This is a genomic window from Streptosporangium sp. NPDC020145, from assembly GCF_040631275.1.
Lineage (GTDB): Bacteria > Actinomycetota > Actinomycetes > Streptosporangiales > Streptosporangiaceae > Streptosporangium.
The window spans coordinates 37,170-49,813 of the sequence record NZ_JBEXZT010000019.1; the positions used below are offsets into that span (position 1 = coordinate 37,170).

12 protein-coding genes are annotated in these 12,644 nt (G+C 70.4%); 5 read left to right on the top strand and 7 right to left on the bottom strand.

Annotated features, from left to right (window positions below):
• Positions 1 to 5 precede the first annotated feature (5 nt).
• Positions 6 to 3,254, bottom strand: a complete 3,249-nt coding sequence (locus ABZ463_RS28250) for a BTAD domain-containing putative transcriptional regulator (protein ID WP_362780648.1) — start codon at positions 3,252 to 3,254, stop codon at positions 6 to 8.
• Positions 3,255 to 3,294: 40 nt separating this feature from the next.
• Here ABZ463_RS28250 and ABZ463_RS28255 point away from each other — a divergent pair, with 40 nt between their 5' ends.
• Positions 3,295 to 3,606 (top strand): hypothetical protein, encoded by a 312-nt coding sequence (locus tag ABZ463_RS28255; RefSeq protein WP_352010784.1) that lies wholly within the window; start codon positions 3,295 to 3,297, stop codon positions 3,604 to 3,606.
• A 7-nt stretch (positions 3,607 to 3,613) separates the two neighbouring features.
• Here ABZ463_RS28255 and ABZ463_RS28260 read toward each other — a convergent pair whose 3' ends face one another.
• On the bottom strand, positions 3,614 to 4,186 hold the full coding sequence (locus ABZ463_RS28260) for a YceI family protein (RefSeq protein ID WP_362780651.1): 573 nt from the start codon (positions 4,184 to 4,186) through the stop codon (positions 3,614 to 3,616).
• 279 nt (positions 4,187 to 4,465) lie between these two features.
• Complete coding sequence (locus tag ABZ463_RS28265; RefSeq protein WP_352010786.1) at positions 4,466 to 5,410, bottom strand: ribose-phosphate pyrophosphokinase; 945 nt, start codon at positions 5,408 to 5,410, stop codon at positions 4,466 to 4,468.
• Positions 5,411 to 5,660: 250 nt separating this feature from the next.
• Between ABZ463_RS28265 and ABZ463_RS28270 the strand changes: the two genes are divergently transcribed.
• Both ABZ463_RS28270 and ABZ463_RS28275 read left to right on the top strand, forming a co-directional pair.
• Positions 5,661 to 6,446 (top strand): alpha/beta hydrolase, encoded by a 786-nt coding sequence (locus tag ABZ463_RS28270; protein WP_362780654.1) that lies wholly within the window; start codon positions 5,661 to 5,663, stop codon positions 6,444 to 6,446.
• A gap of 78 nt (positions 6,447 to 6,524) precedes the next feature.
• The gene (locus tag ABZ463_RS28275; protein ID WP_352010788.1) at positions 6,525 to 6,890 is read left to right on the top strand and encodes a nuclear transport factor 2 family protein; all 366 of its coding nucleotides are present in this window, start codon (positions 6,525 to 6,527) and stop codon (positions 6,888 to 6,890) included.
• A 12-nt stretch (positions 6,891 to 6,902) separates the two neighbouring features.
• Here ABZ463_RS28275 and ABZ463_RS28280 read toward each other — a convergent pair whose 3' ends face one another.
• The 4 genes from ABZ463_RS28280 to ABZ463_RS28295 all read right to left on the bottom strand — a co-directional run bounded on the left by ABZ463_RS28280 (position 6,903) and on the right by ABZ463_RS28295 (position 10,408).
• Positions 6,903 to 7,562 (bottom strand): hypothetical protein, encoded by a 660-nt coding sequence (locus ABZ463_RS28280; protein ID WP_362780657.1) that lies wholly within the window; start codon positions 7,560 to 7,562, stop codon positions 6,903 to 6,905.
• Between the two features lie 133 nt (positions 7,563 to 7,695).
• On the bottom strand, positions 7,696 to 9,135 hold the full coding sequence (locus tag ABZ463_RS28285) for an MFS transporter (protein WP_362780660.1): 1,440 nt from the start codon (positions 9,133 to 9,135) through the stop codon (positions 7,696 to 7,698).
• Between the two features lie 251 nt (positions 9,136 to 9,386).
• Entirely contained in the window at positions 9,387 to 9,683 is a 297-nt protein-coding gene (locus ABZ463_RS28290; RefSeq protein ID WP_352010791.1) for a heavy-metal-associated domain-containing protein, read from the bottom strand.
• 140 nt (positions 9,684 to 9,823) lie between these two features.
• Complete coding sequence (locus tag ABZ463_RS28295; protein WP_362780663.1) at positions 9,824 to 10,408, bottom strand: hypothetical protein; 585 nt, start codon at positions 10,406 to 10,408, stop codon at positions 9,824 to 9,826.
• A 146-nt stretch (positions 10,409 to 10,554) separates the two neighbouring features.
• Between ABZ463_RS28295 and ABZ463_RS28300 the strand changes: the two genes are divergently transcribed.
• Positions 10,555 to 11,466: a hypothetical protein gene (locus ABZ463_RS28300; RefSeq protein WP_362780665.1), complete on the top strand. Its 912-nt coding sequence runs from the start codon at positions 10,555 to 10,557 to the stop codon at positions 11,464 to 11,466.
• 491 nt (positions 11,467 to 11,957) lie between these two features.
• Complete coding sequence (locus ABZ463_RS28305; protein WP_362780667.1) at positions 11,958 to 12,275, top strand: hypothetical protein; 318 nt, start codon at positions 11,958 to 11,960, stop codon at positions 12,273 to 12,275.
• The last annotated feature ends 369 nt before the right edge of the window (positions 12,276 to 12,644 follow it).

The window sequence follows — 12,644 nt, forward strand, 5'->3', positions numbered from 1 at the left end:
CGCTCTCAGGTCTCGCGCGCCGAGGCCAGGGCTCGGGCCGCCTCACGCGCCCAGTGCGGGGAACCGATCCGTTCCGCGACCCGTACGGCCCTGGCGTAATGGCCTGCCCCGTCCTCGCCGAGGAGCTCCGCGAGGTCCCCGAGGACGTGCGCGACCGGCCCCAGGGTCACCGAGCCCGACGACAGCCCGGCCAGCTCGTCGTCCCACGGCAGCAGGTCCTCGTAACACCGCCGGGCGACCTCCCGATCGCCCAGGGTCACGGCGTTACGGGCCCGCAGCGTCAGCCGGATCAGCCAGTAGTAGTCCTGCCTGGCCCGCCAGTACGGCTCCCAGACCGCCCTGGCCTCCTCGTGCCTCCCCTCGGCGGCCAGCGCCGCGACCAGCAGTTCCGAGGTGTCGGGCGGGAGCAGCTCGTAGACGGCCCTGATCTCCTCGACGTCCTGGGGCAGCCCACCGGCCAGGCGGGTCACGAACCGGCCGAAGACACCGACGGCCAGGGCCTGCGGCCCCCCGGCCGCCGCCATCCGCTCCGCCGTACGCGTGTAGGAGCGCTCGGCGGCGGCGAAGTCGCCCCTGACCAGCAGGACCAGGGCGTCCAGCATCGCCAGCACGCTCAGCGCCAGCCCCAGCTGGCCGGTGGTCGAGTGTTCGAGCGCCCGGTCGGCGTGGTGGCGGGCGGCGGCCAGGTCGTTGCGGCCCAGGCTCACCATGAAGAGCGCGTGGTGGCCCTGCATCCGGTATCCGGGCAGCCCGGCGCGCCCGCCGAGCTCGACCAGCTCCCGCCCGACCGCTTCGAGCTCGGCCCGCCGGTGCGGCGTCAGCAGGACGAAGTAGCGCGCGTTGAGCGCCAGGCAGACCAGTTCGGCGCGGCCCGACTCCCTGGCCAGGCGCAGCGCCTCGGCGCTGTGGACCTCGCACTCCTCCTCCCGGTGCCCTTCGAGCTCGAAGGTGAGCGTGGCCAGCAGCCTGCAGCGGGTCTCGTCGTCGTTCTCGCCGGTCAGGGCCTCCTCGACGGCGGCGACAAACTCCTCGTCCACCCGCCGGGCCGGCTGGATGGACCAGGTCACCGGGGCGTCGTAGGCGGTCAGCGCCCGGGTGAGCCCCGTCCCGAGCCGCCGCGCCACCTCGATGGCCCGCCGCCGGTCCGCCCTGGCGGCCAGCACGTCGCCCACGTGCGCCTCGGCGCCCACCAGGCCGCACAGCAGGTCGAGTCGTTCCCTGTCGTCCTCGACGAGGCCGAGCGCGCCCCGGTAGAGGGCCCCCGCCTCCCGGTGGGCGTGCAGGTCCGCCGCCCGCCGCGCCGCCGCCACCACGTACGGCACCGCCCGCCCGGCCGTGGCCGGGGTCGCGGCGGCCAGCGCGTGGTGTCCCAGGGCCAGGACGTCACCCGGCCTGGCCCGTTCGAGCGCCCCGAGGACCCTGCCGTGCAACCGGGTACGGCGCAGCCCCGGCGTGTCCTCGTAGAGGGTCTCGCGGACCAGGACGTGGGCGAAGCGCACCCGCCCGGGGGCCGGCTCGGTCAGCAGCCCCGTCATGACGCCCGCCTCAAGCCCTTCGAGCACGGTGTCCTCGTCGCACCCTTCGAGCGCGAGCAGCACGTCCACGTCCACGTCCCTGCCGACGACCGCCGCGTCCCGCAGCGTGGTCCGCGCGGTCGCGGGCAGCCTGGCGATCCTGCGCCTGATCAGGTCCCGCACCCCGGGTGGCAGGGCCAGGGCGGCTCCCGTGCCGTCCGTGCTGATCAGCCTGGCCGTCTCGGAGACGAAGAGCGGGTTGCCCCCGGTCCGTTCGGCGACCGCGCGGACGGTCTCCGGATCGACGTCGTGTCCCGAGCGTTCCCGCAGCAGTGTGGCCACGTCCGCGACGTCCAGGCCGCCCAGGGCGAGCCGGTGGGTCTCCCGCCCGGCCAGGGCGGCCCAGGTCGCCTCAAGGTCGTCGGTCGTCTCGGCGCTCCGGTAGGTGGCCAGCACCATGATCTCCACGGTCGCGAGCCGTACGGCCAGGTGGCGCAGCAGGCGCAGTGTCTCGGCGTCGGCGCGGTGGACGTCCTCAAGCACGACCAGCAGCCGGGTCCCGCCGGTCACGACGCGCGTCAGGTAGTCCTCGGCCGCCATGGCGAGCCGGAACCGGCCGGTCGCCGGGGTCTCGTCGGCCAGCAGGGGCGTGAGCCGTACGGCGAGGTCCTCCTGGGGCGGGCGGACGGCGGCCAGGGCGCGCAGGGCCTCGCTCCACGCCCAGGCCGGCGGCGCCCCGCCGTCGGTCTCCGGGCACCGTCCGGTGACGGTCAGCCATCCCCTCCCCGCCAGGCGCCGGGCGAAGGCGTTGGCGAGCGTGCTCTTGCCCGCGCCCGCCTCCCCGCCCAGCCAGACCGTGCGCGGCCCACGGCCGTCGGCGACGGCGTCGAGCGCGGCCAGCTCCGCCGTACGGCCGACCATCTCGACGGCCGGTTCCTCTGACGGCATCGGGCGTGGGGACGGCAGGGGACGTTCCGGTACGGCCGAGCGCAGCCGGGCCGCGTGGGTGAGGATGTCGCTCTCCAGGGCGCGCAGTTCGGGGCCGGGATCGACGCCGAGCTCCTCGGCGAGGGTCTCGCGGGCCCTCCTGATCGCGGCCAGCGCGTCCGCCTGCCGTCCCGCCCGGTAGTGGGCCAGGGCGAGCAGCCGTACGGCGTTCTCCCTGAGCGGGTGGGCGCGGACGTGCTGTTCGAGCCGTACCTCGGCGTTGCGGCCGAGGGCGAGCAGCGCCTCGGCGCGGTGTTCGACGGCGGCCAGCCGCAGGTCGTCGAGGCGCGCGGCCTCGGCTACGGCCCATTCCTGGTCGGCGAACTCGGCGTAGGCCTGCCCCTGCCACAGCGCCAGCGCCCGGTCCAGCAGGTCGAGCGCCCGCGCCGCCCCGTCCCCGGCGAGCGCCGCGGCGGCCTCCTCGACCGTCGCGGCGAAGGCCCAGGCGTCGACCAGTTCGGGGTCGAGTCGCAGCCGGTAGCCGGGCGCGGCGCTGACCAGCACGGTCGCGGGGGTACGGGGCCGCCGGTCGGGTTCGAGGGTCCGCCGCAGGTTGGACACGTACACCTGGAGCGCGGCCAGCGCCTTGGGCGGGGGTTGTCCACGCCAGAGGTCGTCGATGAAACGATCTGTCGAGACCACGTGGCCGCCCGCGGCGACCAGCCGGGCCAGTACGGCCCGCTGCCGGAAGGCGCCCAGGTCCGCAGGACGACCGTTGACCTCCGCCTGGAGCGGACCAAGAACACGCAACATAACGGAAAGTAGCGTATTTCACATTACGCAAAGGAGCGCGATGTCCCAGGAACCACGCAGGGCGGCGATCCGGGCGCTCGACGAGAGCGACCGGCGGCACTGGTACTGGTACGGCAGGGACGGCGACGGCCACGTGTGGCTGTTCGAGGCCGTCATCGACGACGGCGGCGAGTACTGGCCCGTCAGGCACGCCGAACTCGGCGCCGACGGCGTCGCCCGCCGGTACTCGTGGCGGCACATCTCCGACGAACACGGTTTCCTGGCCGAGGGCCCGCTCTATCCCGACGACTTCGGCCTGAACCCGCTGACCGAGGAGGAGTTCGCCACCCTGTGGGACGCGCTCGGCGGGTGATCCCCTCTCACACGACGAGCGCCGCCTGGATCTCCAGGAAGATCTGCACCTTCTCCCCCAGCACCAGTCCCTCACCGCCGGGAATGGGGATGTTGAAACTGACCCCGAAATCCGTGCGGTCGATCTCGCCGCGCGCCGAGAAACCGACCCGGGCACCGGCCCTGGGGTCCGGAAGATAGGGGTCGGGGCCGAAGCCGTTGATCTCGACCCTCAGCGGGACCGGGCGGGTGACCCCCTTGAGCGTGAGTTCGCCGTCCAGGACGAACTCCTCCCCCTCACGCCGCAACGCGTCGGCGCGGTAGGTCAGGGTCGGATACCTGTCGATCTCCAGGAAGTCCGCCGAGCGCAGGTGGTCGTCCCGCTGCGGGTTTCCGGTGTCCACCGAGGCCAGGTCGACCCGCGCGGTGACGCTCGACTCCAGCGGGTCGGCCCCGGTGACGATCCGCCCCTCGAACGCGGTGAACCGCCCGCGCACCTTGCTGATCAGCAGGTGCCGTACGACGAAACCGACCTCGGAATGGGCCGGATCTATCGTCCACGTCCCCGCCACATATCCCGGAATTTCCACGGTCTGTGTCACTGTCGCCTCTTCTGGTATGCCGGATGAGCTACATGACCTCATCCTGGAATGCCGGGAGGAAGGACACAAGAACGCACTTCGGCGCCAATCTGTGACCCAGAGACGACCATGGAGCCCTTCGTGGGCTTTCTGTTTTCCGACCCCTTCGTGAACACCGTTTTTGAGAAGCCCGGAAATCGGAAAGACCGCATTCTCGAAGTGGTTCCCCGTACGGGAAAGACCCCTTTCCCGTACAGCGCATTTCCGTACGGCGGATTTCCCGTACGGCGGTGCCGGGTTTCAGGAGGCGTCGAACAGGGCGCTGACCGACTCGCCGTCGTGGATGCGGCGCATGGCTTCGGCGAGCACGGGGGCGATCGACAGGACGCGGAGCTTGGAGTCCGGCTTGAGATCGGGCAGCGGGACGGTGTTGGTGCAGACGATCTCCTCGACGTCCGGCTGCTCCCCCAGCCTGTCGAGGGCCCCTGCGGCGAACACCCCGTGGGTGCAGGCGATCCGCACCGACCTGACGTCCCGCTCGCGGAGCCGGTCGAGCAGTTCGATCACGGTCGTGCCCTTGGCGATCTCGTCGTCCAGGACGATGACGTCCTTGCCGGTGACGTCGCCGATCACCGAGCCGATCGTGACCCGGTCGTCGCTGAAGCGCTGTTTGGCCCCCATCGCGACCTCGGTGCCCAGCAGCCGGGCGAAGGCCGCGGCCTCCTTGGCGTTGCCCAGGTCGGGGGAGACGACGACGGTGTTGGACAGGTCGTACTGCCGGAAGTGGGCGGCCAGCTCGCGCAGGGCGTGCAGGTGGTCGACCGGCACGCTGAAGAAGCCGTGCACCTGCGGGGAGTGCAGGGTCATGGTGAGCACCCGGTCGGCGCCCGCGGTCGCCAGGATGTCGGCGACCAGCCGCGCCCCGATCGAGATGCGCGGGGCGTCCTTCTTGTCGGAGCGCGCGTAGGAGAAGTGCGGCATCACCACGGTCGTCCTGGCCGCCGACGCCCCTCGCGCGGCGTCCAGCATCAGCAGCAGTTCGACCAGGTTCTCCTGAACCGGCGGGACGAGCGGCTGGATCAGGAACACGTCCCGTTCCCGGCAGTTGGCCTGCAACTGCACCTCAAGACAGTCGTTGGCGAACCGTTTGATCCTTACCGGATGCAGCGGTGTCCCCAGGTGGGAGCAGATCTCCTCCGCCAGTTCAGGGTGGGCGCTTCCGCTGAACACGGTGATGTCTCGCACAGCCGCTCCTCGCTCGGACTGGTGCTGAATCGGTCAGGCGAGACGCATGTTACATGTGCCCTCAAATCGGACTTACCCCCACTCCGTTGGCGCCTTCACCAGGTGGAAACGCCCGGATGTCGACCTGATCGCCGAAGGAGGGACCGAAAGTGTCGGTCCCCCTCCCTACCCTTGGCCGCGACCTACCCTTGGCCGCGACGGCGGCGCGCCCACGCGTCCCTCACCCGACCTCACGAATCGAGACAGGATCTTGAGCACAGTCATCTCCCAGGACGGCACGGTCGTCGACTACGACCGATACGGTGACGGACCCGCCGTCGTCTTCGTCGGCGGCGCCACCCAGCACCGTGCCATCGACCACAACACCGGCCAGGTCGCGCGGCTGCTCGCCGCCGAGGGCTTCACCGCCGTCGACTACGACCGGCGCGGCCGTGGGCGCTCCGGCGACACCGCGCCGTGGGCGCTTGAGCGCGAGGTCGAGGACCTCGCCGCGCTGGTCAAGGCCGTCGGAGGGACCGCCACCCTCTACAGCAGTTCCTCAGGGGCCACCGTGGCCCTGGCCGCCGCGGAGGCCGGGATCGGCGTCACCGCGCTGGCGCTCTACGAACCGCCGCTGTTCGCCGGCGCCGACCACACCGAGCACCTGGCCGCGCTGCGCGCCCTGCTGGCCAAGGGCGAGAACGACGAGGCGATGCGTTACAACCTGACCTCGGTCATCGGGGTTCCGGCCGAGGTCGTCGACGGGATGGCCCAGTCTCCCGGCTGGGCGGAGATGGTCTCCGTCGCCCCGACGCTCGTCTACGACCTCACCGGCGTCCACGAGATCAACGTCGACCCCGACTGGGCCGGTCGCTGGTCCTCGGTCACCGTGCCGACGGTGGTCTACTCCGGTGACCAGACCTTCCCCGGTCTTCCCGAGGCCGCCGACGCGGTGGCCGCGGCCCTGCCCAACGCGACCCGCCGCGTCCTTCCCGGCCAGGGCCACGGCCCCGCCCCCGAGGCCATCACCCCGGCGCTCCTGGAGTTCCTTCGCTGAGTCCCGGTTCTGTCGGACCTCCCTGGCATGATCCCTGCCGTCCGAGGCGACATGCCGCGTTCGAGGGGAGCATGGGCGATGAGCGTTGACGATGTCCGAGAGCGTGCCGTCCAACCGGAGGATCTCAGCCGGTTCGTCGTGGAGCGCCTCAACGCGGGCGACGTCGAGGGGCTGGTGGCGCTCTACGAGCCGGACGCGGTGCTGGCGCTGCCCGGCGGCCTGCTCGCCCGGGGGGCCGACGAGATCCGTCAGGCCTACACACGGCTGGTCGGCGACCGGCCCGTCTTCACCCCCGGACGGAGGCTGCCCGCACTGCGCAACGGCGACCTGGCGCTCACCTCTGTGCTCCTGCCCGACGGCGGTGTCACCGTCGAGGTGGCCCGTCGTCAGAGTGACGGCACGTGGCTGTGGACGATCGACCAGCCCGACCTGCTGGGGCGGTGACGCCCTCGGTGTTCACTCAGGCTCCGGGACCGGTGGTGCGGAACGGCGTCCGCTGAGGAAGCGGGCGCCGACGAAGCCGACGAACAGGGCGGCGAGCGTCCACACGACCGTCTGACCGATGGTCGTGATCCGTTCGTTCCTGCCCGGAGGAAGCACGACCATCTGTACGGCCGCGCCGACCGGCACGACCATCCTCGCGAGAAGACCGATCGCTCCCGGCCGTACGGCACAGGCGCCCACGGCCCCCAGGGGCGCCCCGAGGACGACACCGGCCACCCACCATATGGGCGGTTCGGAGAGATACCAGGAGAGCAGCGGTTCGCCTCTCCAGACGGTGTCCACGAAGGCGTAGGCCGCCGTGGCCGCGAGCAGCGCCACGGCCCCGGCGACGGCCCCCCGGACGAGCGGCCTGGAAGTCCTCTCCCCTGGGGCGCCCCCCATGGTGCGGGCCATCAGCCATCCCATGGCGACCGCCAACCCCGCCCAGGCCCAGCCGGAGTCGATCATCACGCTCACGATCTCGATGGCCGACGCCCCACTGGTCGTGGCGACCCGGCTTTCGAGGTCCGCGTAGTGGTTGGAGGTCGCGTTGACCAGAGAGGTCGCCGCCCCGAAAACCGCCCCGAACAGCGCCCCGATCCGGACGCTCACTCCGAGCTTCACGAGTCTCACGGGCGAATGTTCTGCAGTCATGCTTCTTACTTCTACCGCATATGGCCTGACATGCCGGATCATCCACTGGAATACCGGTCCACGGCTGAACCGACGATTCGGGGGCCCGCCGAAGCGGACCCCCGAAACCGTCTCACGCGCGGGCCGTCTCCTTTTCCCCATCGGTTTCCCCACCCGTGCTCTCGGCCGCCCGCTTCGGTCTGCGGATGAGCAGCAGGGCGAGAACGGCTCCCACGACGGCCACCGTTCCCGCGCCCACGAAGGCGCCCTGGAAACCGTCGGTGAGACCGGCGAGGTCACCCGGTTCGACCGGCCGGGAGGTGGCGATCGCGGTCATGGCCGCCAGGCCGATCGCCGAACCGATCTGGTAGGTGGTGTTGACGATGCCCGAGGCCAGTCCGCTCTCCTGCGGCCCCACCCCTGACATGGCCGACATCATCGCCGGGATGTACGCCAGGGACATTCCCACGGCCGCGATCAGGGAGGCGGGCAGGACGTCCACGGCGAACACGCCGTCCGGCCGGGCGAGGGACAGGCCTCCGACACCCGCCGCCATGACCGCGAGGCCGATGACGATGAGCGGCTTGGCGCCGAACCGGCCGAGCAGCCGGGCGGTGATGCCGATCATGAAGATCATGATCGCGACGGTCATCGGCAGCAGCGCGGCGCCACTGGGGAACGCGCCGTAGCCGAGGACCTGCTGGAGGTAGAGGTTGAGGAAGTACCACATCGGGATCCAGGCCGCGCCGAGCAGCGTCATCGCGAGGTTCGCGGTGGCCAGGCCCGGGGTGCGCCAGACGGCGAGCGGCATGAGGGGTTCGCGAACGGTGCGCTGGACCACCAGGAACAGCGCCAGCAGCGCGAGCGCTCCGGCGAACTCAAGCACCGTCGCCGCCGAGGTCCAGCCCTGCTCAGGGGCCCGCACGATGGCGTAGACCGCCAGGGCGATTCCCGCGGTCACGGAGACCGCGCCCAGCACGTCGACCGAACCGCGCCTGCCCCGGACGGAGGGAAGCAGCGCGGGTACGGCCGCCAGGGTGGCCAGGCCGATGGGCACGTAGACGATGAAGACCCACGGCCAGCTCAGGTACTCGGTGATGACGCCGCCGAGGAACACCCCCGCGGTGCCTCCCGCCGGGGCGGCCGCGCCGTACAGGGCCATGGCCTTTCCCAGCTCGCGGGGGTTGTGCCCGAAGAGCATCATGAGCAGGGTCATCGAGGCGGGGGCGATGAGCGCTCCGCCGACTCCCTGGATGCCACGGCCGAGGATCTCGACCCAGGCGGTGCTCGCCGCCGCGGCGACGACCGATCCGGCGATCAGGATGACCCAGCCGGTGGTGAAGACCTTACGGGCGCCGAGCAGGTCGGACAGCCGCCCGCCGAGGAGCAGCAGGCCGCCGAAGGCGATGACGTAGGCGTTGAAGACCCACTGCAGACCGCCCGGGGAGAAGCCGAGGTCGCGCTGCATGTCGGGCAGGGCGACACCGATGATCGAGGTGTCCATGATGACCATGAACTGCGCGGCGGCGAGCACGACGAGTGCCTGCCACCTGCGTGGATTGACGGCATTCATGCCGCACTCCTGATTTCTCGCATTCCTGCCGACGAGGCAGGATGGGGGTGGGGATTGGGTGTGATTCGACTCGACCGGCCCCGCGGTGGGCGTGCACGCCAATGCACGCCCACCACCTGTTGTCGGGCAGCTTGTTCTGGTTCCTGTCCTTGGGCGGCCTGTTCCTGGGCGGCACCTTGTTTCCGGGAGAACGCCGCCCCCCTGTACGGCACCGCCCACAGGTCGCGTTCGCTACCCCCAGGGGGCATCGCCTAGGCGGCGCCGGCGGGCGAGGCGGTGGCCAGCGTGTAACCCGCCTGCTCGACCGCCACACGGATCTCCTCGTCGGAGAAGCCCGCTCCGCTGACGGTGACCGCGCCACTGGACAGGTCGACCCGGACGTCGGTCACGCCGCCGACCTTGCCGATCTCGGCGGAGACCGACGAGACGCAGTGGCCGCAGGTCATGCCGCTGACCGTGTAGACGTTCGCCTCAGCCGCCCCGGCGCCACCGGTCACCGCCTGCGCGGAGTCGCCGTTCTGGGTGCCGCACGCACACGCAGTGCACATTGACCTCTCCTCTCATTACCCACGGGGGGTATATCGTCGTGTGACATCAACATACCCCCCAGGGGTTCTATTTCCAAGTGTGGCGACGAATCTTCCGGGCGACGGAGCCCGATCGGGGCGCACCGGCGGTCCCGGTCGCCTCAGCCCTGCCCGGAGACGTTCGCGCTTCCCTCCTGGCGTTTCGGGGGGAGCGCGGCGAGCACCTGCGGGATGCTCCTGCCCAGCACGACCCGCTCGTCCGCCGTCAGCTCCCACCTCCCGCACGACCGCGCCTCCTCCCCCCGGCAGACGATGTCCACGACCTCCCCGAGGACCGCCACACCGTTCTCGAACCGGCCCCCGACCACCGGATCGGCCCGCAGGCAGGCTTTCAGCACCTTCTGCTGCGCGGGCTCGGTGAGCATTTCGTGGATCACCTTGAGTGATCCGGAGTGGTAGGAGGAATACTCCGAATTCTCGACAAGTCCCCGGATCGCGTTCCATCCGGCGAGCAGGGGGACGGCGAAAGCGGTGTAGTTCTTTTTGCAGGCCTCCTGCCAGTCGTCCGGCGGCGTGTAGGCACCGGGATCGAAACCGGAGGGATAAAGGCCTTCGCCGCCGGCTTCTCCCGTCGGCGTGGCCGTCGCACCGCTCTTCACCTGCGCGGAGGAGGTCGGCGCCGAACCACAGGAGACGAGAAACGCCCCGGCCACGACAACCGCGACAACGGTCCTGAGGGAATTCATCCCACAATCATGGCCAGGTGCCAATCGGAAAATCTCCCGTTCCAGCCGGAGGCTCTCTGTTACGAGCACCTTTCGCCGAAATTTCACCATATTTCCATACCTGGGTGGCTATGGTGCTCCTTGATCTAGATCACCGGAGCGTGGCGATGAACACGAGAGAGCCCGACTGGGCGTACGCGGCCAAGTCCCTCCTCAAGGTCCTGAGCGTCAGCGTCCTGCTGTTCCTGGCGCTCAACGCGGCCGAAGGACTCATGGCGAGATACGTCGACCTCGACGACGAACGACTGGCCCAGGTGTACGGCACGGTCGCCCGCGTCGCGAACCCCGACAAACGCCTGTCGGACGGCTACAGCGACGGTGGAAGGCTGCTGGGTGCGACCTACACGTTGACCGGGGAACCGCGCCGGGCCGGTCATGACCAGCCCCAACAGGAGTACGAGATCACGGAGAACCTGTTCGGCACCATACGAGCCCCCTCCCTCTCCGGCCCCTCCGGCGCCCTGGGAGACGCGATCACCGCCGTGGAGACGAATCCCGGTGCCGACGACGCGCTCGCCGAGAAGACCCGCAAGACCGTGGACGCCCTCCCGAAGACGCTCGAAACCGTCGCGGTCGTGGAGTTCACCCACGCGATGACCATCGAACAGCTCATCGCCTTCAACCGGAAACACCGGATCTGCGCGGGAGCGGACGTCTCCTACGTCTACGACCCGTCCTTCTACGACGACTCCTCCTTCGTTCCCCGGACGAACGCGATCGTCTGGAACCGCGGCATGCTCCCCGGCAACAGCCCCACCTACCAGTGCGAGGCCGAACCCGCGACGGCACTGGCCGAGTTCCGCCGATGGACCGGGCTGCTCCACGAAACGGACGACCTCCAAGAATTCGGGCTGACCCCGTACCAGCTGACCGGAGCGGCCGAGGAAGGCGTCGTGCACGCCCTCCTCCTCGACCGCTGGAAACTCGCCGCCCTCCGCGAACTCCTCGACGACCCGGAGGTGAGAACGGCCCACCTGACCGACGCCGCCTTCGATCTGGGCTATCCGGATCAGACCTGACTCATTTGGTGAGACGGCGGTGGCGGACAAGCGGGCGGCACTGACCGAGATGCGGGACACCTGTAGACAGGTCGGCCAGGAAGCGGGAGCGGGATGGCGAGACGGCACAGTGCGAGGACGAAGTAGTCGTAGGGCCGGGCGGCTGACGACCGATGAGGCGGGCGTGATCACGGGGGATGTCACGGTGGTCACCGAAGCCGACGGTGACCAGGCCCTGGTGCGGATGCAGTAATGGCATGTCCTGGCCGGTTCGCCCATCCAGTTCGAAGACCGGACCGTCGAGCAGGTGCCAGGCGGTGCCGAAAGCCGCCGAGGCCGGGCATGAGGGCGGCGTGACAGCCGACCAGGCGAGCAGCTGATTCGGGTCCGAGCCGACAGGCGCCGAAGCGGGACCATGCAGCCGAAATATGGAAATCCGAGAGCTCCCCGACCTCGTCGATCGGTGCTCATCTGAAGGTGTTCTCCCACCCACCCGACCGAGGAGAGTCACCGTGAAGATCCGCCGATTACCTGCCGCGCTACTCGCGACGGCGCTGGGCGCCGCCGTTCTGGCCGGCGCCGCATCCGCATCCGCATCCGCATCCGTCAACTACCAGACCGCCTCGGTCGGGAGCGCCGGAAGCCACGCCTTCGCTCCGCTGCCGCCGGACTGGTATTGGTCCAAGTGGTACGCGACGATGGACGACTGCCGGGCCGGCTGGCAGGATGCCGCCGAGCACGGCGATTTCACCGGGCTGGCCGGCTGCCGCTACTACGCCGGTGACCAGTACCGCCGGGCGGGCTTCTACTTCCTCATATACATCCCCTGAACCTGACGGGCGCGCCCCGGCCACCAGTGCGGGGCACGCCTCCCTGTCAGCCCTCCTCCCGTGCCGCCTCCTTCAACGCCTTCTCCCGGGCGCGACGCCGGCCCCCACTCGTCGCCGTTGAGCGCCTTGAAGGCCTCCATCCGGTCGGCGCGCAACCGGGCCGGCTTGGTGTGCTGCTCGTCGGTCGTCTCCGGGGAGGACGAGCAGCACAGCGTTGACTCCTTCGATCCGGCGGGCTCATGATCGCGGAGAAGTGCTCGCACGGGGACTCCACATGGACGCCGGCGAGCGCGATCGCCTCTGTCTTCCCGGGGCGTACGTCTTGGTCAGCCCGGCGGCGCGGACGGCGGCCGATCCGGTCACTGTGTC

What these genes read in the sequence shown, in the direction of transcription:
- ABZ463_RS28250 (WP_362780648.1), bottom strand. Translation starts at nt 3,254, where the DNA reads ATGTTGCGTGTTCTTGGTCCGCTCCAGGCGGAGGTCAACGGTCGTCCT.
- ABZ463_RS28255 (WP_352010784.1), top strand. Translation starts at nt 3,295, where the DNA reads ATGTCCCAGGAACCACGCAGGGCGGCGATCCGGGCGCTCGACGAGAGC.
- ABZ463_RS28295 (WP_362780663.1), bottom strand. Translation starts at nt 10,408, where the DNA reads ATGAATTCCCTCAGGACCGTTGTCGCGGTTGTCGTGGCCGGGGCGTTT.
- ABZ463_RS28300 (WP_362780665.1), top strand. Translation starts at nt 10,555, where the DNA reads ATGAACACGAGAGAGCCCGACTGGGCGTACGCGGCCAAGTCCCTCCTC.
- ABZ463_RS28290 (WP_352010791.1), bottom strand. Translation starts at nt 9,683, where the DNA reads ATGTGCACTGCGTGTGCGTGCGGCACCCAGAACGGCGACTCCGCGCAG.
- ABZ463_RS28275 (WP_352010788.1), top strand. Translation starts at nt 6,525, where the DNA reads ATGAGCGTTGACGATGTCCGAGAGCGTGCCGTCCAACCGGAGGATCTC.
- ABZ463_RS28285 (WP_362780660.1), bottom strand. Translation starts at nt 9,135, where the DNA reads ATGAATGCCGTCAATCCACGCAGGTGGCAGGCACTCGTCGTGCTCGCC.